Annotated in this window: 17 protein-coding genes and 1 pseudogene; 12 read left to right on the top strand and 6 right to left on the bottom strand. The window is 70.6% G+C overall.

Annotation, left to right across the window (positions count from 1 at the left end):
- From ACTWP6_RS08195 to ACTWP6_RS08165, 7 genes are all read left to right on the top strand, one after another.
- On the top strand, positions 1-1291 hold a 1291-nt coding region (locus ACTWP6_RS08195), incomplete at its 5' end, for an HAD-IIIA family hydrolase (protein WP_443187337.1).
- Positions 1288-2298, top strand: a complete 1011-nt coding sequence (locus tag ACTWP6_RS08190) for a glycosyltransferase family 9 protein (protein ID WP_443187336.1) — start codon at positions 1288-1290, stop codon at positions 2296-2298. The genes ACTWP6_RS08195 and ACTWP6_RS08190, both read left to right, overlap by 4 nt.
- Positions 2295-2864: a D-sedoheptulose-7-phosphate isomerase gene (locus ACTWP6_RS08185; protein WP_260752585.1), complete on the top strand. Its 570-nt coding sequence runs from the start codon at positions 2295-2297 to the stop codon at positions 2862-2864. Before ACTWP6_RS08190 ends, ACTWP6_RS08185 begins: the two co-directional genes overlap by 4 nt.
- The gene (gene rfaE2, locus ACTWP6_RS08180) at positions 2861-4252 is read left to right on the top strand and encodes a D-glycero-beta-D-manno-heptose 1-phosphate adenylyltransferase (protein WP_260752587.1); all 1392 of its coding nucleotides are present in this window, start codon (positions 2861-2863) and stop codon (positions 4250-4252) included. The genes ACTWP6_RS08185 and rfaE2 overlap by 4 nt, the downstream gene beginning before the upstream one ends.
- A gap of 5 nt (positions 4253-4257) precedes the next feature.
- Entirely contained in the window at positions 4258-4956 is a 699-nt protein-coding gene (locus ACTWP6_RS08175; RefSeq protein WP_260752592.1) for an SDR family oxidoreductase, read from the top strand.
- Positions 4957-5028: 72 nt separating this feature from the next.
- Positions 5029-5904, top strand: coding sequence for a glycosyltransferase family 9 protein (locus ACTWP6_RS08170; RefSeq protein WP_443187335.1), 876 nt, complete (start codon positions 5029-5031; stop codon positions 5902-5904).
- Positions 5901-7205 (top strand): UDP-glucose dehydrogenase family protein, encoded by a 1305-nt coding sequence (locus tag ACTWP6_RS08165; protein ID WP_443187334.1) that lies wholly within the window; start codon positions 5901-5903, stop codon positions 7203-7205. The genes ACTWP6_RS08170 and ACTWP6_RS08165 overlap by 4 nt, the downstream gene beginning before the upstream one ends.
- On the opposite strand, the gene phoU is transcribed toward ACTWP6_RS08165, so the two are convergent.
- Positions 7172-7876 (bottom strand): phosphate signaling complex protein PhoU, encoded by a 705-nt coding sequence (gene phoU, locus ACTWP6_RS08160; protein ID WP_443187333.1) that lies wholly within the window; start codon positions 7874-7876, stop codon positions 7172-7174. The genes ACTWP6_RS08165 and phoU overlap by 34 nt on opposite strands.
- 103 nt (positions 7877-7979) lie before the next feature.
- Here phoU and ACTWP6_RS08155 point away from each other — a divergent pair.
- A pseudogene (locus tag ACTWP6_RS08155) lies at positions 7980-9738 on the top strand (CheR family methyltransferase).
- Positions 9739-9813: 75 nt separating this feature from the next.
- Complete coding sequence (locus tag ACTWP6_RS08150; RefSeq protein WP_443187332.1) at positions 9814-10602, top strand: SigB/SigF/SigG family RNA polymerase sigma factor; 789 nt, start codon at positions 9814-9816, stop codon at positions 10600-10602.
- A 44-nt stretch (positions 10603-10646) separates the two neighbouring features.
- On the opposite strand, the gene ACTWP6_RS08145 is transcribed toward ACTWP6_RS08150, so the two are convergent.
- A complete protein-coding gene (locus ACTWP6_RS08145) occupies positions 10647-12797 on the bottom strand; it encodes a catalase (RefSeq protein WP_443187331.1) in 2151 nt (716 codons plus the stop codon).
- 59 nt (positions 12798-12856) lie between these two features.
- Positions 12857-14515, bottom strand: a complete 1659-nt coding sequence (locus tag ACTWP6_RS08140; RefSeq protein WP_443187330.1) for a thiamine pyrophosphate-requiring protein — start codon at positions 14513-14515, stop codon at positions 12857-12859.
- Between the two features lie 50 nt (positions 14516-14565).
- Between ACTWP6_RS08140 and ACTWP6_RS08135 the strand changes: the two genes are divergently transcribed.
- Both ACTWP6_RS08135 and ACTWP6_RS08130 read left to right on the top strand, forming a co-directional pair.
- Positions 14566-16899 carry a Tex family protein gene (locus tag ACTWP6_RS08135; RefSeq protein ID WP_443187329.1) on the top strand — a complete coding sequence of 778 codons (2334 nt, stop codon included), beginning with the start codon at positions 14566-14568 and terminating at the stop codon, positions 16897-16899.
- A complete protein-coding gene (locus ACTWP6_RS08130; RefSeq protein WP_443187328.1) occupies positions 16896-17543 on the top strand; it encodes a sensor domain-containing protein in 648 nt (215 codons plus the stop codon). Before ACTWP6_RS08135 ends, ACTWP6_RS08130 begins: the two co-directional genes overlap by 4 nt.
- Here ACTWP6_RS08130 and eutC read toward each other — a convergent pair whose 3' ends face one another.
- The 3 genes from eutC to eat are packed head-to-tail and all read right to left on the bottom strand — an operon-like array spanning position 17544 to position 21138.
- Positions 17544-18296, bottom strand: a complete 753-nt coding sequence (gene eutC, locus ACTWP6_RS08125; RefSeq protein WP_260752613.1) for an ethanolamine ammonia-lyase subunit EutC — start codon at positions 18294-18296, stop codon at positions 17544-17546.
- Positions 18293-19702, bottom strand: a complete 1410-nt coding sequence (locus ACTWP6_RS08120; protein WP_443187327.1) for an ethanolamine ammonia-lyase subunit EutB — start codon at positions 19700-19702, stop codon at positions 18293-18295. The genes eutC and ACTWP6_RS08120 overlap by 4 nt, the downstream gene beginning before the upstream one ends.
- The gene (eat, locus tag ACTWP6_RS08115; RefSeq protein ID WP_443187326.1) at positions 19699-21138 is read right to left on the bottom strand and encodes an ethanolamine permease; all 1440 of its coding nucleotides are present in this window, start codon (positions 21136-21138) and stop codon (positions 19699-19701) included. Before eat ends, ACTWP6_RS08120 begins: the two co-directional genes overlap by 4 nt.
- A 369-nt stretch (positions 21139-21507) precedes the next feature.
- On the opposite strand from eat, the gene ACTWP6_RS08110 reads away from it, so the two are divergent.
- Positions 21508-22332, top strand: coding sequence for a hypothetical protein (locus ACTWP6_RS08110; protein ID WP_443187325.1), 825 nt, complete (start codon positions 21508-21510; stop codon positions 22330-22332).
- Positions 22333-22418: the final 86 nt, after the last annotated feature.

Here is a 22418-nt window from a genome sequence, read left to right as displayed (position 1 = left end):
CGTCGGGTGGCGGGCCACCGCCACCCGGTGGGTGTGCTTCCTCGACGACGACGTGCTGCCGTGCGCGGGCTGGCTGGGGGCACTGCGACAGGACCTCACGGTCGCCGAGTCGGTGCGGGCGGCCGGATCGCAGGGCGGCATCGAGGTGCCCCGCGCAGAGGCAAGCCGGGCGCCCAGCGACGATGAGCAGCGCACGCTGCGGCTGGCCGGCGCGCGGTGGATCACCGCCGACATGGCCTACCGGCGCGACGTCCTGGTCGGCGTCGGAGGTTTCGACGAGCGATTCCCCCGCGCTTACCGCGAGGACTCCGATCTCGCGCTGCGCATCGTCTCGGCCGGGCACCGGATCGTGGACGGCTCGCGCCGCTGCAGCCACCCGGTGGCGCCGGCGACCTGGCTGACGTCGGTCCGGGTGCAGATCGGCAACCGGGACAACGCACTGATGCGCCGCAAGTTCGGCCGCCACTGGCGGTCCCGGAGCGGGGAGGGCCGGGGACGGCTTCCCGGGCACCTGGCGACCACGGCGAGCGCCGTCGCGGGCCTGGCCGCCGCGCTCTGGCGGCGGCGCGCCGCCGCCGCCGTGTCCGGGCTGCTGTGGGCCGGGCTGACCGCCGAGTTCACCGCCCGCCGGTTCCTGCACGGTCCCCGAACGGTTCCGGAGTTCAGCCGGATCCTATTGAGCAGCACCATGATTCCTCCGGCGGCGGTGGCGCACAGGGTGGTCGGGGAGTGGCAGCACCGGCACGCGCGGCCGGAGCCGCCGCTGGCCGTGCTGCTCGACCGCGACGACACGCTGATCGAGGACGGTCCATACCTCAACGACCCGGACGGTGTCGTGCCGATGCCCGGCGCCGACCGCGCGCTGGACCGGCTGCGCAGACACGGGCTGCTGCTGGCGGTGGTGACCAATCAGTCCGGCGTTGCGCGCGGGCTGATCACCCCGCGCCAGCTCGTCGCGGTCAACGCGGCCGTGAACGGAGCGCTCGGCCCGTTCGACTGCTGGCAGGTGTGTGTGCACGGCGAGGACGACGGATGTCGTTGCCGCAAACCGGCGCCCGGGATGGTGCTGTCGGCGGCCGCCGAGCTCGGGGTGCCACCGCAGCGGTGCGTGATGATCGGCGACACCGGAGGCGACGTCACTGCCGCGCTGTCGGCGGGGGCGCGGGCGGTGCTGGTACCCACCGGGCGGACCCGCCCCGAGGAGATCGTCGCCGCACGTGCGCATCCGCGCGCCGCGGTGGCGCCCACGCTGGCCGCGGCGGTGGATCTGGTGCTGCGGGAGGCGCGATGACCTCGGCCCTGGTCGCCCGCCTGGACAGCGCCGGCGACGTGCTCGTCACCGGCCCGGCGATCCGCGCCGTCGCCGCGTCACACGACCGGGTGGTGATGCTGGCCGGCCCGCGCGGGCACGCCGCCGCCCAGTTGCTGCCAGGAGTCGACGAGATCATCGAATGGCAGGCGCCCTGGGTCGATTTCGACGCCCCCGAGCTCACCGCGGCGCACGCCGACGGCCTGATCAAACGACTGCGCGACACCGCCCCGGACCGCGCCTACATCTTCACGTCGTTCCACCAGTCGCCGCTGCCGCTGGCGCTGCTGTGCCGCATGGCCGGCGTGCCGTGGGTCGGGGCGATCAGCGTCGACTACCCGGGCAGCCTGCTGGATCTGCGCCACCAGGTGCCCGACGGGATCCCAGAACCGTTGCGCGCGCTGTCGCTGACCGAAGCGGCCGGCTGCCGGCTGCCCGACGGGGACGACGGCGCGCTGCGCGTCCTGCGGCCGGCGACTCCGGCGCCCGCGCTGCCCGGCACCGGCGGTTACATCGTGTTCCATCCCGGCGCGGCGGTCCCGGCCCGCCGGCCCAGCGCACACCGCAGCGCGGCCATGGTGACCGCCCTGGACCGGGCCGGATACCGCGTCGTGGTGACGGGCGGTGCCGACGAACGGGACCTGACCGCCGAGGTCGCCGCCGACCACGCGCTCGACCTCGGCGGCCGCACCGGCTTCGCGGAGCTCGCGGCGGTGCTGGAGGGCGCCCGGGTGGTGGTGGCGCCCAACACCGGGGCAGCACACCTGGCCGCGGCAGTCGGAACCCCGGTGGTGTCGCTGTTCGCCCCGGTGGTGCCCCCGTCCCAGTGGGCCCCGTACGGGGTCCCGGTCACCGTCCTCGGCGACCAGAACGCCGCGTGCCGTGGCTCGCGGGCTCGCACCTGCCCGTTGAGCCGACACACCTGTCTCGACGACATCACCGACATCGAACTGCTGGCCGCGGTGCACGAGTGGGGAGGTACACCATGATCGCGACCCATTTCGACGATCTCATCGAGGCGGTGGATCGAACCCGCGGTCACATCCGCCTGGTCGACACCTGGGGGCACCGGCTCGCCGAGGTCCTGCTCGGCGGCGGACGGCTGCTGGCGTGCGGCAACGGCGGCAGCGCCGCCGAGGCCCAGCACCTGACCGCCGAACTGGTCGGGCGGTTCAAGGACGAGCGGCAGCCGCTGTCGGCCATCGCGCTGCACGCCGATACGTCCGCGCTGACCGCGGTGGTCAACGACTACGGCGGCGACGAGATTTTCGCCAGGGGCGTCCGCGCCCACGGCCGCCGCGACGACGTCCTGATGGCGCTGTCGACGAGCGGCACCAGTCACAACGTGCTGACGGCGGTCAAGGCCGCGCATGAGATCGGGATGAGCACCTGGGCCCTCACCGGGCCGGCGCCCAATCCGCTGGCGGCCATGTGCGACCACGCGATCAGCGTGGACGCACCGGGCACGGCCACCGTGCAGGAGGTGCATCTGCTGCTGGTCCACGCCCTGTGCATGGCGGTCGACGAGCGCATCCTCGGATCGGTGCCGGCATGAGCGCCGCACCGCTGGTCGTCGTCGGCGACGTGATGCTCGACCTGGACGTCGAGGGGTCCGCGACGCGACTCAGCCCGGAAGCCCCCGTCCCGGTGGTCGACGTCGAACGCAGCTGGCAGCGGCCGGGAGGGGCCGGGCTGGCCGCACAGTTGGCGGCGCGCACCCGCGACGACGTCGTCCTCATCGCCGGAATCGCCGAAGACGCTGCGGCACAACAACTCCGCGAACTACTGCGGTCGGCCGGGGTGCGGCTGATCGCGCTGCCGATGCGGGGGGCCACCGTGACCAAGACCCGGGTCAGGGCGCGCGGTCAGTCGGTGCTGCGCATCGACCGCGGCACAGCCACCCCGGTTGCCGCGCCGCTGCCCGACGAGGCGGTGCACGCGCTGTCCCACGCGCAGGCGGTCTGCGTCGCCGACTACGGCGGGGGAGTCGCGGCACTGCCGGCGCTGCGTGCCGCGCTCGGCCACGCCGCGCGCGGCGTTCCGGTGGTGTGGGATCCGCACCCGCGCGGCGCCGTACCCACCCCGAGATGCCGGTTGGTCACGCCGAATGAGGCTGAGGCCCAACACTTCTGCGGTACCGAAGGACTACCCGAGGTAGTGCTGCGGGAGCGCTGGAACGCTGACGCGGTGTGCGTGACCCTGGGCGTCCGCGGCGCCCGGGTCTTCACCGCGGACGGCTGCGCCACCCACATCGGCCCCGCGGCGCCGGTCGGCACCGGATCGGCCGGCGACGCGTGCGGCGCCGGCGACCGGTTCGCCGTGGCGGCGACCGCCGCGTTGGGCGCCGGCGCCGGCCCCGTGGCCGCCGTCACCGAAGCGGTGGACGCCGCCGCCCGCTTCGTCGCCGCGGGCGGGGCGGGTGCGGTGTCGGCGCCGGTGTGCAGCGAGATGCACCCGGGTACCGACGACCATGACGCCACCGATGCGGTCGCGCTGGCGCAGCGGTTGCGCGCGGTGGGGCGCACGGTGGTAGCCACCGGTGGATGTTTCGACCTACTCCACACCGGCCATGTCCGGTTATTGCGCACCGCACGGCAATTCGGTGATGCGCTGATCGTGCTGATCAACTCCGACGCGTCGGTGCGCGCGCTGAAGGGTCCCGGCCGGCCGGTGGTGGCGGCCGCAGACAGGGCCAGGGTGCTTGCCGCGCTGGCCTGCGTCGACGCCGTGGCGGTGTTCGACGAGGCGACGCCGGAGCGGCTGCTGTCCGATATCCGGCCCGACATCTGGGTCAAGGGCGGCGATTACACGGCCGACGCCCTGCCCGAGGCCGGCGTCGTGAGACGCCACGGCGGTGACGTCGTCATCGTGCCGACGGTGGCCGGCTACTCCTCGTCCGCCCTGATCGCCGCGGCGCGGTCCGGGCCAACCGAAGAAAGGTGAGACACATGGCAGACATCGCGAACCCCGGGACGGTGCTGATCACCGGCGGCGCGTCCGGACTGGGCGCGGCGGTCGCCGATGCGGTGCGGGCACGCGGCGGCACACCGCTGGTGATCGACAAGGACCGTCCGGCCGACGGCGTCACCCACGTGTGCGCGGACCTGGCCGACACCGACGCCGTGGAGGCCGCTGTCGCCGCGCTGGCCGAGCAGACCGGCGGGCCGATCGACGGGGTGTTCACCGCGGCGGGCATCGACGCCTGCGGCACCCTACGCCAGGTCCCCGCCAAGGAGTGGGAGCGGGTGGTGATGGTCAACCTGTTCGGCACCGCGGCCGTGATCAGGTCGGCGCTGCCCTACCTGGCGACTGGCCGCAGCCGCATCGTCACCTGCGCGTCGACGCTGGGGATCAAGGCGGTCAGCGACGCGACCGCCTACTGCGCGTCGAAGTTCGGGGTGGTCGGGTTCACCCGCGCGCTGGCCGCCGAACTTGCCGGTGACATCGGGGTCACCCTGCTGGTCCCGGGCGGCATGTACACCGCGTTCTTCGACAGCCGCACCGAGCAGTACAAGCCGCCACCGGACGCCAAGCTCAACCAGCCCTCGGATGTGGCCGCCGCCGTGTTGTTCGCACTCTCACAGCCCCCTGGCTGTGAGATACGCGAACTCGTGGTGTGCGCGTCAACAGAATCGTCATGGCCCTAGTGCCGGACAGTCGCGACCCGCAGACCATCGTGGTGCTGCGCGCGCTGGGGCTCGGCGACCCTGCTCACCGCGGTGCCCGCGCTGCGCGGACTGCGGCGCCGATACCCCGACACTCGGATCACGCTGGCCGCACCCGCACGGTACCGCGCGCTGGCCCTGCACACCGGCGCCGTCGACGACGTCGTCGACACCCCGGAGCTGGGCCCGATCCGCGGCATTGCGGACCGGCCGGACCTGGCGGTCAACCTGCACGGACGGGGACCGCAGTCGATCGCGGCGCTGCTGGCCCTGCGGCCACGAATGCTGCTGACCCACCGGCACGACGACTTCCCGCACATCGCCGGCCCGCCGTGGCAACCCGACCAGCACGAGGTCGACCGTTGGTGCCAGATCCTGCACTGGGGCGGAATCGCCTGCCGCGCAGGAGATCTGGAGATCAGACGGCCCGACGGGTACCCCGACCACTCCGATGCGGTGGTGATCCACCCCGGCGCCGGGGCGCCGGCGCGGCAGTGGCCGGCGCAGCGGTTCGCCGAGGTCGCCGCGGCATTGTCCGAGCACGGTGCGCGGGTGGTGATCACCGGGTCGGGCGCCGAAGCCGGTCTGGTCCGGGAGGTCCGGGCCGCGTCGGGGCTGCCGGGATCGGCGATGTGGCCCGACACCTCGGATCTGCTCGCGCTGGTCGCGCTGGTCAGCGACTGCCGACTGCTGATCTGCGGTGATACCGGCGTCGGGCACCTGGCGACGGCCACCGGGACGCCGTCGGTGCTGCTGTTCGGCCCCACCCCGCCCGCGCACTGGGGCCCGCGCGGCGACGGGTGCCACGTCACGTTATGGGCCGGTGAGCGCGGCGACCCGCACGCGGGCGAACCGGACCCCGGGCTGCTACAGCTGTCGGCCGCACAGGTGCTCGACGCCGCCCGCGACGTGCTGGCCAGGCATCCATGAGCGGACCGGTGCGCGTCGGCGTGGTCGGCACCGGCTACGTCGGGCTGACGACCGCGGTCTGCCTGGGCGGGCACCGCGGCGTGGACACCATCGCCGTCGACATCGACCGGGCCAAGGTGGACCGCTTGTGCGCCGGCGTCGCGGTGCTCGACGAGCCCGGACTGGCGCCGCTGCTGGCCGCCGGCACGCGGGCCGGCACGCTGCGGTTCTCGACGGACTTCGCGAGGCTGGCCGACCGCAACGTGGTGTTCGTCTGTGTGCCGACACCGCAGGGCGACGACGGGGCCTCCGACCTGAGAGCGGTCGACCAGGCGCTGGACCGGCTGAAGGCGGTGCTGCAGCCGGGGGCGGTGGTCGCACTGAAATCCACCGTGCCGGTGGGCACCACGCGCCGGGCCGCGCGACGACTGAGGCCGGCGCGGATCGGGGTGGTGTCCAGCCCGGAGTTCCTCCGGGAAGGTCACGCGGTCGCCGACTTCGTGCACCCGAACCGCATCGTCGTCGGCGCCCTGACCTGTCATGACGCGGAGCTGGTATGCGCCGCGTACGGCGACGCCGGCCCGGTGCTGCGGATGAGCCCCGAGAGCGCGGAGCTGGCCAAGTACGCCAGCAACGCCTTCCTGGCGGTGAAACTCTCGTATGCGAACTCGATCGCGTCGCTGTGCGCACGGTTGGGCGCCGACATCGGGGATGTGACCGCGTGCATGGGCGCCGACGACAGGATCGGCGCGTCGTTCCTGCGGCCGGGGCCCGGATGGGGCGGCTCCTGCCTACCGAAAGACACTGCGGCGCTGGTGCATACGGCCCGATCGCGGAATCTGGTACTCGGCGAGGTGGAAGCGGCGCGGACTACCAACGCCGCGCAACCGCGGCGCATCAGCGACGCGCTGCTCGCAGCGCTGCGGGACGGTCTCGACGGCGCCCGGATCACCGCGCTCGGGCTCACCTTCAAGGCGGACACCAGCGACACCAGGGACTCCCCGGCGCTGGCGGTGTGCGCACATCTGGCGGCCCACGGTGCGGTGGTGTGCGGCTACGATCCGCAACTGTCAGCGATAGACGCCCGTGCGCTGGACCGGGTCGGGGTGATCGCCGTCGACGACCCGTACCGCGCCGCCAAGTCCGCGGACGCGATCGTGCTGCTCACCGAGTGGCCCGAGTTCGGCGACCTCGATTGGTCGCAGATCGCCGACCAGGCGCCGGGCGCGGTGGTCGCCGACACCCGCACGATGCTCGACCCCGCGGCGGTCAGGTCCGCCGGGCTCGGCTACCTCGGCAGCGGATGCGCCGACGGATTCTGACGGGTGGCGCCGTGCTCGTCCCCGCCGCCGCTGAGTTGGGTGCCGGTGACCTGGAAATGGACACGACGGGCGATCTCGACCGCGTGGTCGGCGAAGCGCTCGTAGAACCGTCCGAGTAGCACCAGGTCGGCCGCGACGGTCGGACCGTGCGGCCACTGCGGGCTCATCAACCGCGCGAACAACTCACGGTGCAGATCGTTCATCCGTACGTCGCTGTCACAGACCTTGCGCGCCAGATCCGCGTCCCGGCTCCGCACGGTCGCCTGCGCCAGATTCGCCAGTTCCGTTGCTGTGGAAGCCATCTCGGCGAAAAGATCATTGACGTCGGCGGGCACCACGGACTCCGGGTGCCTGCGGCGCGCCGTGCGCGCCACGTTGGAGGCCAGCCCGCCCATCCGGTCGGCGTCCGCGGCGATGTAGAGCGCGGCGACGACGGCGCGCAGGTCCCGCGCGACCGGGGCCTGCAGGGCCAGCATGCTGTACGCGCGCTCGTGGACCGCGTTACCGAGCTGCGTCAGCCGTTTCAGGTCGAACGCGACACGCTCGGCGGCGGCGACGTCGCCTTCGAGCAGTGCGGTGGAGGCACCCTGTGCGAGCGCCGAGGCGCGGCCGCACATCTCGGCCAGATCCTCGATCAGGACCTCGAGGGCCTGATGGAATTCGTCGCGCATGGTGTCCCCAGAAGTCTCGTCGTTGTGGCCCCGTACCCGGGGAACACGATGTCAAACCGAGTAAGTTCAGACACGTCCGAGCACCTCGGCGAACCGATGACGGTTGAACGCACAGCCCGACAATGACGCGGACGAGACCTTCGAAGTCTTGTTGCGGTACATCCGCGACGCCCGGGGTTTCGATTTCACCGGTTACAAGCGCACCTCGCTGATTCGGCGGGTCCGGCACCGGATGGATCAGGCCGGGTTCAGCAGCTACGAGGAGTACCTGGACACGCTGCAGGCCAGCGCCGACGAGTTCGCGGCGCTGTTCAACACGATCTTGATCAACGTCACCAGCTTCTTCCGCGACCCCGACGCGTGGGACTACGTGCGCGACGAGGTGGTGCCCACACTGCTGGCCGAGCGAGGCCCCGCCGACCCGATCCGCGTATGGAGCGCCGGGTGCGCGTCGGGTCAGGAGGCCTTCACGCTGGCGATGATCCTCGCCGAGGCGCGTGTGGCCTCCTACGACGCCAGGGCCGTCGAATCGGTGCCGGTGGATCTTCTGAAAAGTCATTTCGACCAGGTCAACGGGCGGTACGTCTTCCGGAAAGACCTGCGGCGGGCCGTGATCTTCGGCCGCAACGACCTGGTCAAGGACGCACCCATTTCCCGCGTGGACCTGCTGGTGTGCCGCAACACCCTGATGTACCTGAACGCCGACACCCAGCGCAACGTGGTGAGCCGGCTGCACTTCGCGCTCGCCCCGCGCGGGGTGCTGTTCCTCGGGCACGCCGAGATGCTGCTCAGCCACACCGACCGGTTCACACCGCTGAACCTGAGGCACCGCGTCTTTCCGGAGGGTGCCGACGGCCGGCGACAACGGCGAGCGTCACCCCGCCGCGATGATGTTCGAGCGTCACCCCGACACGACCGGGCTGCCTACAATCCGAGATCTCGCCTTCCGCGCCAGTCCGGTGGCGCAGATCGTCCTGGCCGCCGACGACACCGTGGCCATGATCAACCAGCAGGCAGAGACCACGTTCGGGCTGTCGGCCCGCGACATCGGCCGGGTGCTGCGCGACCTCGACGTCTCGTACCGCCCGGTCGAGCTGCGCGCCTACCTCGACCAGGCGAAGTCGGAACGTCGCTCGGCACGCATCCAGGACGTGCAGTGGCAGCGGCCCGGCAGCGACTCGGTCTGGTTCGAGATCCACGTCAACCCGCTGGTGGACGGCGACAACGCGCTGCTCGGCGTCTCGGTGGTGTTCTTCGACGTGACCTCGACCCGCGCGCTGGTGGACAAGATCGTGCAGACCAACCGGCAGCTGGAGACCGCCTACGAAGAACTTCAGTCGACCAACGAGGAACTCGAGACCACCAACGAGGAACTGCAGTCCACCAACGAAGAGCTCGAGACCATGAACGAGGAACTCCAGTCGACCAACGACGAGCTGCACACGATCAACGACACGTTGCGGGAGCGCAGCGTTGAGCTCGACGAGTCGACGGCTTTCGTCGAATCCCTGATCGGGGCCATCCGGCTCGGCCTCGCGGTGGTGGACCGGCAGATGCGGGTGGTGGTGTGGAACCGCGGGTGCGAGGAACTGTGGGGGCTGCGCTGGAATGAGGCCGTCGGAAAAGCGCTGCCCACCTTGGACATCGGGCTGCCCACCGAAGAGCTGAAACCACTCATCGGCGCGGTCTTCGTCGACGGTGACCTCAGCGAGCACACCACCGTGGATGCGGTGAACAGGCGCGGGCGGGCCACCCGGGTTCGAGTGCTGTGCACGGCGTTCCGCTCCGCCGACAATGCGGTCAACGGCGCGCTGCTGCTGATGGAGGCTCAGGGCCAGGCGCCGGCCCGAGGATCAGCCTGACGCGGCCGGTCATCCATCAAACGAAGCGTTCGTGTAAGCGGGTGGCGCCCGTACCGCGACGGGTACCCGAACCACATGAGTTCCGGCGACGAGCTTGACTTCGCGTGGATCCACGCGGCGTTCGTCAGGCTGCGCGCGCTGCCCCCGGACTCGGCCGAGCGCGGCAGGCTGCGCGACGAGATCATCCGCCGCTGCCTGCCCGTCGCCGACCGGATCGCACGCCGCTACGACCACCGCGGCGAGACCCACGACGACCTGGTGCAAGTGGCACGGGTGGGCCTGGTGAACTCGGTCAACCGGTTCGATCCAGCGGCCGGCCCAGAGTTCCTGTCGTTCGCGATCCCGACGATGCTGGGCGAGGTCAAACGCTATTTCCGGGACTGCGGTTGGGCGGTCAACGTGCCGCGGCGGCTCAAGGACCTCTATCCCTCGCTGGCGCCGGCGAGCGCCGAGCTGACTCAGCGCCTGGGCCGGTCCCCGAACGCGGCGGAACTGGCAGCCCTGTTGGAGGTCGACCGGATGGAGGTCGCCGAGGCGCTCACCGCCGCCGCGGGATTCAAGACCCGGTCGATCGACGCCGCGTCGACCTCCGGTGAGGACAGCCCGTCGCTCGCCGACCGACTCGGCGATCCCGATCCGGCCCTCGACCTCGTCGACGAATGCGACGAGCTGCGCGCGCAATTGGCGTCACTTCCGCGGCGGGAGTACCGGATCGTCATCATGCGGTTCTTCGAGTCGCTGACCCAGACCGAGATCGCCGAGCGGATGGGGATGTCGCAGATGCACGTGTCGAGGCTCCTGGCCCAGTCGCTGCGCCGCCTGCGCTCCGCAATGGGCGGTGCGGACGACGCAGCGATCGCCTGATCTTCTGTCCTACGCTGTGCGGAGCAGTATCCGGAAAGCGAACATCACTTCCTGCGGCGAGTCCGGCGGGTGGCCGGTGCCGCCGCGCGCACCGGTGCCACCGCCGAGGCCATCACCGAATCGGCGCGGTCCCACACCCGGTGCAGACCCAGCGCGGCCAGCAGTTCGGCACCGAACGACGACGAGGCGTCATCGTCGGTCACCACGCCGGGATCCTGCAGGTCGATGTCGACCTTCTGCAACGCCGCACGCGCATCGCCCCACGCGCCCAACGGCTTGCAGTGCCGCAGCATCTCGTGCAGCAGGATCACCATTTTGATGTCGACATTCTCCAGTGCGCCGCCGGCCACCACGACGGCGTCGAACTCGATCGAGCGCGCGGTGTCGAAGGTGCGGTCCACGGTCAGGGTGCGCCGGCCCGACTTCAGAGTGCCGCCCGCCGGCGCGACGATCGCCGGGATGACACCGGCCTTGTCCAGCGACTTGACGAGTTTGGCGACCCCGGCGAGATCGGAATCCCGGTCGGCGATGATCGCCACCTTGCGCCCCTTCACCGGGCCCGGTGTGGTGACGACCTGCGACAGGGCCGGTGACAGCGTCACCTCGGCCGGTGGATTACCCTTCGGCGCGGGCAGTCCGAGTCCCTGCGCCACCTGCTCGCAGAGTTCGGCGTCGACGTTGGACAGCACCTCCAGCTGCCGTTCCTTAATGGCTTGCTCGTAGCACTTGCCGAGCTCGAAGGTGAACGCCTCGACGACGTGTGCCTGCTCGATCGGGGTCAGCGAGCGGTAGAACATCGCCGCCTGGGTGAAATGGTCGTCGAACGACGTCGGTGCGACCCGCGCCACCCGGCCCTCCACCGGACGGGCGGTCTGCACGTAGCCGCCCTCGTCCGCATCGGCGACCACCGGCTCGCCGCCGTCGATGCTGTTCGGCCGGTACGGCGCCTGCCCGGTGTGGATCGCGCTCTGGTGCATACCGTCGCGCAACATGTCGTTGACCGGGCAGCGGGGCCGGTTGATCGGCAGCTGAGTGAAATTCGGCCCGCCCAGCCTGGTCAGCTGTGTGTCCAGGTACGAGAACAGCCGGGCCTGCATCAGCGGGTCGTTGGTGACCTCGATTCCGGGGACCAGGTTGCCGGTGTGGAAGGCCACCTGCTCGGTCTCGGCGAAATAGTTGGTGGGGTTGCGGTTGAGCGTGAGCTTCCCGATCAGCTGCACCGGGACCAGTTCCTCAGGCACGATCTTGGTCGGGTCGAGCAGGTCGATGCCCTCGAAGGTCTCGGTGCCGTCGTCGGGCATCACCTGCACGCCGAGCTCATACTCCAGTGGCGCGCCCGCCTCGATGCCGTCGGCCATGTCGCGGCGGTGGAAGTCAGGATCGAAACCGGCGGCCAGCTGGGCCTCCTCCCACACCAGTGAGTGCACCCCGGCGACCGGCTTCCAGTGGAATTTCACCAGGCTGGTCTCGCCCTTGGCGTTGACCAGCCGGAAGGTGTGCACCCCGAAGCCCTCCATGGTGCGGTAGGACCGCGGGATGCCGCGGTCACTCATGTTCCACAGCACGTGGTGGGTGGCCTCGGTGTGCAGGGACACGAAGTCCCAGAACGTGTCGTGCGCCGACTGGGCCTGCGGTATCTCACGGTCGGGATGCGGCTTGCCCGCGTGGATCACGTCGGGGAACTTGATGCCGTCCTGGATGAAGAAGACCGGGATGTTGTTGCCGACGAGATCGAACGTGCCTTCGTCGGTGTAGAACTTGACCGCGAAACCCCGGGTGTCACGCACGGTGTCGGCGGACCCGCGGGAACCCAGCACGGTGGAGAAACGACAGAAGACGTCGGTCTGCTTACCCTTGGACGCCAGGAACGCCGCTTTGGTGATCGAGGCGGCGTTGCCGTAGGCCTCGAAGACGCCATGGGCCGCAGCGCCTCTGGCGTGCACCACCCGCTCGGGGATCCGTTCGTGGTCGAAATGGGTGATCTTCTCCCGGAGGTGGAAGTCCTCCATCAGCGTGGGGCCGCGGCTGCCCGCCTTCAGCGAGTGGTCGGTGTCGGGGATCCGGACGCCCTGCGCGGTGGTGAGGAACCGGCCCGTCTGTGCGCGCGGATCAGGTTGTTCGTCAGTGCTTTTCGACGCACCGGTGGGACTGACCTTGGCAGGGGCGGACTGGTCTCGCTTACGCGGAGCGGGCATGTGGTGCCTCCGTATCGACGGGTGGGGGAGCCCTTCCGACGTACCCGTTGGAGAACGTGTCAAACGCTCGGGATCTCCGGATCGCAGCGCACATCGAGCAGGGTGGGCCCCGGCGCCGACAACGCCCAGTCCCACGCGCGGCCGAGGTCGTCTTCCGATTCGACCGTCCTGGCGTCCACGCCCATGGTCTGCGCCACCGCGGCGTAGCTGACGGCGGGCAGGGTCTGGGACGGCTCGAACCTCGGCGTGCCGCTCTCGCGCAGCTCCCAGGTCACCTGGTTGAGGTCACCGTTGCCGAACACGCACACCACGAGGCGCTGGTCGTCCCACTCGTCGCGGTAGCGGGCGATGGTCAGCAGTTCGTTGAGGCCGTTCATCTGTATCGCGCCGTCACCGACCAGCGCGATCGCGGGACGGTCGGGGTGGGCGAATTTCGCGCCGATCGCGTACGGCACCGCACACCCCATCGAGGCCAGCGTTCCCGACACCGATCCCCGGACACCGGCGGTGAACTTCACACACTGCGCATACCAGGCTGTCGAGGATCCGGAATCGGCTGTCACGATCGCGTTGTCCGGCAACCGATCCGACAGCTCCCAGGCGATACGCATCGGATTCACCGGCTGAGCCGGACGCATGCACTCCTGTTCCAGATCAGTCCACCACCGCCGCACGTCCGTTTCGATGCCTTCGCGCCAGTGGGTATGAGGCTTCGGACGTAGATGCTGTTGCAGCCCAGCCAGAGTGACCCGGGCGTCGGCGACGATGTTCAGCTCGGTCGGATACCGCATCCCGATCGAGGTGCCGTCGTCGTCGATCTGGACCGCGCGGGCCTGACCGAACTCTGGGAGGTACTGGGTGTAGGGGAAGTTCGAGCCGACGATCAGCAGGGTGTCGCAGGCGCGCATCATCTTGTGGCTCGGTCGGGACCCGAGCATGCCGATCGGGCCGGTGACGAACGGCAGGTCGTCCGGTAGAACGTCCTTGCCCAGCAAGGCTTTCGCCACTCCGGCGCCGGTGAGTTCGGCGACCCGGACGACCTCCCGCCGTGCCCCGCGTGCGCCCTGGCCGATCAGGATGGCGACCCGTTCGCCGTCGTTGAGGATCTCCGCCGCCCGCCGCACCTGGCCCTCGGCGGGCGTGATGACCCCGAACTCGTCGACGGGATCGCTGGACGGGACGTGCTTGCCCCGGTGCTCTGGCGGTTCGTACTCCGTGTCCTGAAGATCGGACGGGACGATGACGACCGTCGGCGCGCGCCGGGTCCTCGCTGTCCGGATGGCCCGGTCCAGCGCCATGGGCAGCTGTTCGGACACGTTGACCTCGACGACATAGTCACTGGCCACGTCGGCGAACAGCGCCTGCAGGTCCACCTCCTGCTGGTAGCTGCTGCCCATCGCGCTGCGCGCGGTCTGCCCGATGATCGCGACCACCGGCACATGGTCGAGTTTGGCGTCGTAGAGACCGTTGAGCAGGTGGACCGCGCCCGGTCCGGAGGTCGCCAGGCAGACCCCGACCTGCCCGGAGAACTTGGCGTACCCGACGGCGGCCATCGCGGCCATCTCCTCGTGGCGGGCCTGGACGAACCGGGGATCGTCGTGGGCGCGGCTCAGCGCCGAGATCAGCCCGTTGATGCCGTCACCCGGGTAGCCGAAGACGTGGGTGATGTTCCACTGGCGGAGGCGGTCGAGGATGAAGTCGGACACATCGGTGGGCATACCGGCGGCTACCCGCCGGGCTGTCAGTGAAACCGAGTAGGGTTCCGCGCGTGATCAAGTCTGGCCCGGTCAAATCCGTAAACGCCCGTCTCGCTGCAGAACTGGCCGTGGGGGAGTCGCAGGTCGCCGCGGCGGTGCGCCTGCTCGACGAGGGTGCGACGGTGCCGTTCATCGCCCGCTACCGCAAGGAGGTCACCGGCAGCCTCGACGACGGTCAGCTGCGTGTGCTGGAGGAGCGGTTGGCCTATCTGCGCGAGCTCGACGACCGGCGCAACGCGGTGCTGGCCTCGATCGAGGAGCAGGGCAAACTCACCGATGACCTGACCGCGGCGCTGATGGCCGCCGACACCAAGGCCCGTGTCGAGGACATCTATCTGCCGTTCAAACCGAAGCGGCGGACCAAGGCGCAGATCGCCCGCGAGGCAGGCCTGCAGCCGCTGGCCGAAAGCCTGCTGACCGACCCGGCCCAGGTGCCCGAGGAGGCGGCCGCGGAGTACCTCGGTGAGAGCGTGCCCGACGCCGCCGCGGCACTCGACGGGGCACGCCACATCATCGTCGAGCGCGCCGCCGAGGACGCCGAGCTGGTGGGCGCACTGCGGGAACGCTTCTGGGAGCACGGCGTGCTGAGGACCAGGCCCGCATCCGAGGGATCCGTGAACGCGGAGAAGGCGCAGAAGTTCCGCGACTACTTCGACCACTGCGAGCAGCTCTGGGCGATGCCGTCCCACCGGGTGCTGGCGGTGCTGCGCGGCGAGAAGGAGCAGGTGCTGGCGCTGAGCCTGGACGGCGGGGACGAGGACACCTACCAGGCGATGATCGCCGCCGCGCTGGGCGTCGACCTGACCGCGGCCGCACCGGCCACCCCGTGGCTGGCTGCCACGGTCGGCTTCGCGTGGCGCACCCGGCTGTCGGTGTCGGCGTCGGTGGACGCCCGGGTGCGGCTGCGGCTGCGGGCCGAGCAGGACGCCGTCGCGGTGTTCGCCAAGAACCTCAAGGACCTGCTGTTGGCCGCGCCCGCGGGCAACCGCACCACGATGGGGCTCGATCCCGGCTTCCGGACCGGGGTGAAGGTCGCCGTCGTGGACGGCACCGGCAAGGTGCTCGACACCTGCGCGATCTATCCGCACCAGCCGCAGAAGCAGTGGGACCAGGCCAAGGCGACGCTGGCAGCACTGGTGGTGCGCCACGGCGTCGAGCTGATCGCGGTGGGCAACGGCACCGCGTCCCGCGAAACCGACGCGTTGGCAAGTGAACTCATCGCCGACATTCGGGCGGCGGGGGGCACGGCGCCGGCCAAGGCGATGGTCAGCGAGGCCGGCGCGTCGGTGTACTCGGCGTCGGCCTACGCCGCGCACGAGCTGCCGGATCTCGACGTCACCCTGCGGGGTGCGGTGTCCATCGCCCGGCGCCTGCAGGACCCGCTCGCCGAGCTGGTCAAGATCGAGCCCAAGTCCATCGGGGTGGGGCAGTACCAGCACGACATCACCCCCGGCATCCTGGCCAGAAGCCTTGGCGCGGTGGTCGAGGACGCGGTGAACGCCGTCGGCGTGGACCTCAACACCGCGTCGGTTCCGCTGTTGTCGCGGGTCTCGGGGATCACCGAGTCGCTGGCCGAGGCGATCGTCGCGCACCGCGACAAGGCCGGCCGGTTCCAGAACCGCCGCGCGCTGCTCGACGTTCCCCGGCTGGGGCCCAAGGCTTTCGAGCAGTGCGCCGGCTTCCTGCGGATCCGCGACGGGCAGGACCCGCTGGACGCGTCCGGCGTGCACCCCGAGTCCTATCCGGTGGTGCGGCGCATCCTGGACCGCTCGAACGTCACGCTCGCCGAGATCATCGGCAACGAACGCGCGCTGCGGCAACTGCGGCCCGTCGACTTCGCCGACGACCGGTTCGGCATCCCGACGGTGACCGACATCCTCGCCGAGCTGGAGAAGCCCGGCCGCGACCCTCGTCCGGCGTTCACCACTGCGACGTTCGCCGCCGGAGTGGAGAAGGTCGCCGACCTCAAGGTCGGGATGATCCTGGAGGGCGTGGTGACCAATGTGGCCGCGTTCGGCGCGTTCGTCGACGTGGGTGTGCACCAGGACGGGCTCGTGCACGTCTCGGCGATGGCCGACCGCTTCGTCTCCGACCCGCACGAAGTGGTGCGCTCAGGTCAGGTGGTGCGGGTCAAGGTCGTCGCCGTCGACGTCGACCGGCAGCGCATCGGCCTGAGCCTGCGCCTCAACGACGAGGCCAAGCCCGAGCGCGGCCCCCGGCGCGCCGAACGGCCGGGACCGCCGAAGCGGAATCCGCCGCGCACCAACAACTCCGGACGTCGTGAGCAGAGCCGCCCGGCCGGCTCGATGGCGCAGGCGTTACGGGACGCGGGCTTCGGCCGATGACGAAGGCGGCGCGCTGGTGCTCGGCGGGGGTCGGGGTCGTCGCGCTGCTGACCTCCTGCACCCGGCACGTGGACAACCCGCAGGCGCGGCCCGCATCGCTGGCCGCGCCGATCACCACGCTTCAGGTCGCCGAGCTGCTCAGCCCGAAGGTGTCCGGCGAGGACGGCAATCTGTTCGTGGTCGCCGAGCCGGAGCGCTGCGCCGGGCTGGCCCGCGAGGTGGACCCGCCGTTCCTCGACGCGCCCGGCCCGCTGGCCACCGACGGCGGGCACTGGATGACCGAGGACGGCCGGTTCTACGTCGAGGAGATGGTCGCGGTCTACCGATCGGATTTTGATCCCGCCACGGCGCTGGACACGGTGCGGCAGACCGTAAAATTGTGCGGCGGCACCGCGTTGAGCGTCACGACGATGCGGGACCGCACCTACGACTTCGAGGTGCGGCCACACCCGTCGACCGCACCGGAGGGCACCGTGCTCTGGTCCCTGCGCGCGTCTGATTGGAACTGCGACAACCTGTTCGTGGCCGCGCACAACGCCGCCGTCGAGATCACCACCTGCGGTGGCGCACCCGGCTATGACGTGCCGGCGCTGGCCGCCGACGCGCTGAAGCGGATCGAGGCGCTGGCCGACACCACCGCGTGATCAGCCGGGCAGCTGGGCCCGCGAGGTGTCCTTGAGCGCCACCCCCGAACGCCCGAGCCGCCGGGCACCGGCGACCAGGACGGCCGCGGTGCGGGCGGCGGTGCGGTAGTCCAAACCGTCCGGTGGGTGGATGTTGGAGATGCAGTTGCGGTCGGCGTCGGTGCGGCCCACCCGCGGCTGATGGGTCAGGTAGATCCCAAGACTGTCCGCAACCGACAGGCCCGGACGCTCGCCGATGACCATCAGCAGTGTCGTCACGCCCAGTGCCGCGCCGACGTGGTCGCCGAGCGCGACCCGCGCCTGGGTGGCGATCACCGGCGGCGCCAGCCGGTAGTGGCCGTCGAACTCATCGGCCAGCGCTGTGAGCAGTCCGACGCCGTGCTCGGCCAGCGCGCGCGGGGACAGCCCGTCGGCCAGCACGACGCCGATGTCGGCCCCGGTCTGGGGCAGCGCGTCGACGTCGGCCGGTTGGCGCCCGAGGTCGGGCCGGCGCAGGTATTCGGCACGGTCGGCCGCGCGGCTGCGCACCAGCAGCGGTGCGCCGAGACCGAGAGCCTCTACCTCGGCGGCGAATGCGTCGGTGTCCAACGGCACATGGACGGCGTCGCGGGCCGCCGAGTGGGCGGCCTTGAACTCCAGCACGCGACGCGACGGCAGGGCGTTGCCGGCCCGCCCGAGACCGATACGGGCCCGGGTGGCGCTGCGCAGCGGCGCCCAGACATCCTCGGGGGAAACGTCTTTCGCGGCGCTCATGACCCAGCCGCCAGGGCCAGCAGCGGAGAGGCGGCTGGATCGACCGGCAGCACCCTGCCGTCGTCGTCGGCCATGCCCAGCCGGGCGAGCCACGCCTCGAACTCCGGCGCCGGCCGCAGCTTCAGCGCATTGCGGACATACAGCGCGTCATGGAACGCCAGGCTCTGATAGCCCAGCATCACGTCGTCGGCGCCGGGCACGGTGATGACGAAGGCGGCACCGGCCACACCGAGCAGGGTCAGCAGCGTGTCCATGTCGTCCTGATCCGCTTCGGCATGGTTGGTGTGGCACACGTCCACACCCATCGGCAGCCCGAGCAGCTTGCCGCAGAAGTGGTCCTCCAGCCCCGCCCGGATGATCTGTTTGCCGTCATAGAGATACTCGGGGCCGATGAAACCCACGACGGTGTTCACCAGCAGCGGGTCCAGCGCCCGGGCCACGCCGTAGGCCCTGGTCTCCAGGGTCTGCTGGTCCACCGGGCGGCCGCCGGTGCCCAGGTGCGCTCCCGCCGACAGTGCCGAACCCTGCCCGGTCTCCAGATACATCACGTTGTCGCCGACGGTGCCGCGGCCCAGCGCACGGCCTGCCTCGTTGGCCTCCTGCAGCATCGGCAGCGTGATGCCGAAGCTGGCGTTGGCGCCCTGGGTTCCGGCGATCGACTGGAACACCAGGTCGACCGGGGCACCCCGCTCGATGAGCTCCATCGTGGTGGTCACGTGGGTCAGCACGCAGGACTGCATCGGGATGTCGAACCGCAGCCGGATCTCGTCGAGCAGATGCAGCAGATCCTCGGTGTGCTGTGGCGAGTCGGTGGCCGGGTTGATACCGATGACCGCGTCACCGCAGCCCATCAGCAACCCGTCCAGCGTGGCCGCCGCGATGCCCCGCGGATCGTCGGTCGGGTGGTTGGGTTGCAGCCGCGTCGCCAGCGTGCCCGGCACCCCGATCGAGGTCCGGAACGCGGCGTGCACGGCAGCGCCCGCGGCCACCGCGATCAGATCCTGGTTGCGCATGATCTTCGACACCCCCGCCACCATCTCCGGGGTGAGCCCCGGAGCGACCGCCGCGATGCGTTCGGCGCTGCCGGCCTGACATGCGGTGTCCAGCAACCAGTCTCGTAGGCCGCCGACGGTCAGGTGGGCCACCGGGGCGAACGCCTGCCGGTCGTGGGTGTCGATGATCAGCCGCGTGACGTCGTCGGTCTCGTAGGGCACCACCTGTTCGTCGAGGAAGGTGGCCAACGGTAAATCGGCGAGAATCCATGCCGCAGCGGCTCTTTCGGCATCGGATTCGGCCGCGCACCCGGCGAGCTCGTCGCCGGAGCGGACCGGGGTGGCCTTGGCCATCACCTCGACGAGACCGTCGAACTGGTAGGTGTGCCCGGAAACCTGTTGGCGGTAGGTCACCTGAGCTCGTCCTCGGCGGCGGCCACGGCGGCGAACTCCTCGTCGGGGGAGTTGGCCACCAGATGGTGCCGGCTGTAGAGACCGAAGTACGCCATGAACGCCGCGAAGACCAATAGGCACCACAACGCGGCGACGCTGTCTACCAGGAACGTCGCGATGACCGCCAGTACCGCGATCACGAGGGCGAAGCCCGTCGTGATCACGCCGCCCGGGGTGCGGTAGGGCCGCGGCATGTCCGGCTCGTTCTTGCGCAGCACGATGTGGCTGACCATCATCAGCACGTAACTCAGCGCGGCTCCGAACACCGCCATGTTCAACAGCAGGGCCCCCTGGCCGATCAGCGACAACAGGAACCCGATCACGCCGGGCACAATCAACGCCAGCGTCGGTGCCTTGCGCGAGTTCGTCACCGACAGGATCTTCGGCAGGTACCCGGCCCGCGACAGCGCGAAGAGCTGGCGCGAGTAGGCATAGATGATCGAGAAGAAGCTGGCGATCAGCCCGGCGAGTCCGATGTAGTTGACGACCTTGGCCCAGGTGCTGTCACCGAGGGCCTCGACGAGCGGGTTCCCCGACTCCGACATCGCGGCCGCGCCGCCGGCGCCCGGTGTGAGGACCAGCACGGTCACGCACGTCACCAGCAGCACCGCCATTCCGGCGATGATTCCCTTGGGCACGTTGCGCTCCGGTTCGGCGGCCTCCTCGGCGGCCAGCGGGACGCCTTCGATGGCCAGGAAGAACCAGATCGCGAAGGGGATCGCCGCCCAGATTCCGAGCAGACCGAAGGGCAACAGGGGCGAGGCGCCGGCAGCGTCGGTGACCGCGATATCGGTCAGGTTGGCGCTGTCGAACCGCGGGATCGCCGCGATGGCGAACACCACGAGGCCGACCAGCGCGATCGCGGTGATCACGAACATGACCTTGAGCGCCTCCCCGACACCGGACAGATGGATGCCGATGAAGATGGCGTACGCGGCGAGGTAGACCCACCACCCGTCGGTGATGCCGAACAGGTTGAGCGATTCGACGTAGGCGCCGATGAACGTCGCGATCGCGGCCGGCGCGATCGCGTACTCGATCAGGATGGCGGTGCCGGTGGCGAACCCGCCCCACGGGCCGAGTGCCCGGCGCGCGAACGTGTACCCGCCGCCGGCGGCCGGCAGCGCCGACGACATCTCGGCCATGCCGAGCACCATCGCCAGGTACATCGCCGCGATGATGACCGCGGCGATGGCCAGACCGCCGAAGCCGCCCTGCCCGAGGCCGAAGTTCCATCCGGAGTAGTCCCCGGACACCACGTAGCTGATGCCCAGCCCGGCCAGCAGGATCCAGCCGGCGGTACCCTTCTGCAATTGCCGCTTCTGCAGATATTCCTGTGACTCGCGGTGCTCCTCGACACCGCGCGTGGCGCGGTGGGCACGACTGTCGCCGCTCATGAACCGAACTCCCTTCGACGTGTGGGGTAGCACACTACTCCCGTGACGTTGCATGCGCGTTGCAATGCGGTTCGAAATTGGTTGCGTCACAACTCTTTTGAACGGAACGAAGGTGCAGAAAGGACCGGCGTGGCCCCCGGTGTGCACATCCTGCACGCCGCGCGGAACTCGCGGGGCGGCGTTACGCTCCTGCCGGTCCGCCGAACGCCTGGCGAAACCTAAAGGTCTGAGAGTCGACCTTTAGGGGGAGCCTATGGCGTGCGGCGGACCGTGTCCAGTACCGATCGGGCATGAAGCCGACTTTTGTAACACCGGTTCGACGGCGCCCGATAGATCGCACACACCGGTGAACGACGGGAAGGGGACGCCGTGGGCATGGTTCTGGGGCTCTCACTGACTGCCCACGCCGTCGCCTGGGTGCTGGTCGACGACACCGACGGCGCCGTCCTCGATCATGACGATCTCGAGTTCCGGGCCGGCACGGAGACCGCCGGGGCCGCCGCCAGGAGCGCCCGCACGATCGCGACCGCCGGCGGCCATGACGTCGACCGGATCCGGCTGACGTTCAGCGACGATGTGACCCGCGACGGGCACCGGTTGCGTGAGCAGCTCGACGAGCTCCAGATCGCCGACGTCGACACCGTGCCGCTGGCACACGCGATGCGCGTGATGATCGCCCCCGACACCGCGCCCCGCCTCGCCCTGGCCTACGGGGCCGCCCTCGCCGAGAGGCCCGCCGAGGAGACGGCCGGCCCCCGTCGCGGCCTGAGCCGCCGCAGGATCGCGATGGCCGTCCTCGGCGCGGCCGCGGCCGCGTTGCTGACCGCCCTGAGCTTGACCTCGGGCGCGGTGCCGGAAGTTCAGCAGACGGCCGCCGCGGCATCTGATCAGGCCGATACCGGCTGGGTCGCCGTGTCCGCGCCCGCCAGCGGTGTCGCCGGCATGGTCCGCAAGGTGGTCGAGCCGACCGAGCAGGTCGTGACCCCGTCATGGCGACCCACGCCCAGGGCATACGTCCCGGTGCCGGCGCCGGCCCGGGCCGCCGTTCCCGCCGCGGTGCCGCACCTGCCCGCTCCGGAGGCCCCGCAACAACATCTCACCGGCGAATGGCCGGGCCCCGCCACTGTCGTCACCGTGACGCCGGTGCCGGTGGACATGACAGATCCGGCGAACATGTTCACCGCCCTGCCCTGAACAGCTAACGTCGACGCCGTGACGGCGGTGACCGATCGCGCCCGGGGCCTGCGCGAGCTGGTGCGCGAACAGGCGGCAGAATCCGA

Source organism: Mycobacterium sp. 4D054 (genome assembly GCF_052245755.1).
Classification (GTDB): Bacteria; Actinomycetota; Actinomycetes; order Mycobacteriales; family Mycobacteriaceae; genus Mycobacterium.
This window is presented reverse-complemented; position numbering and strand designations above follow the sequence as displayed.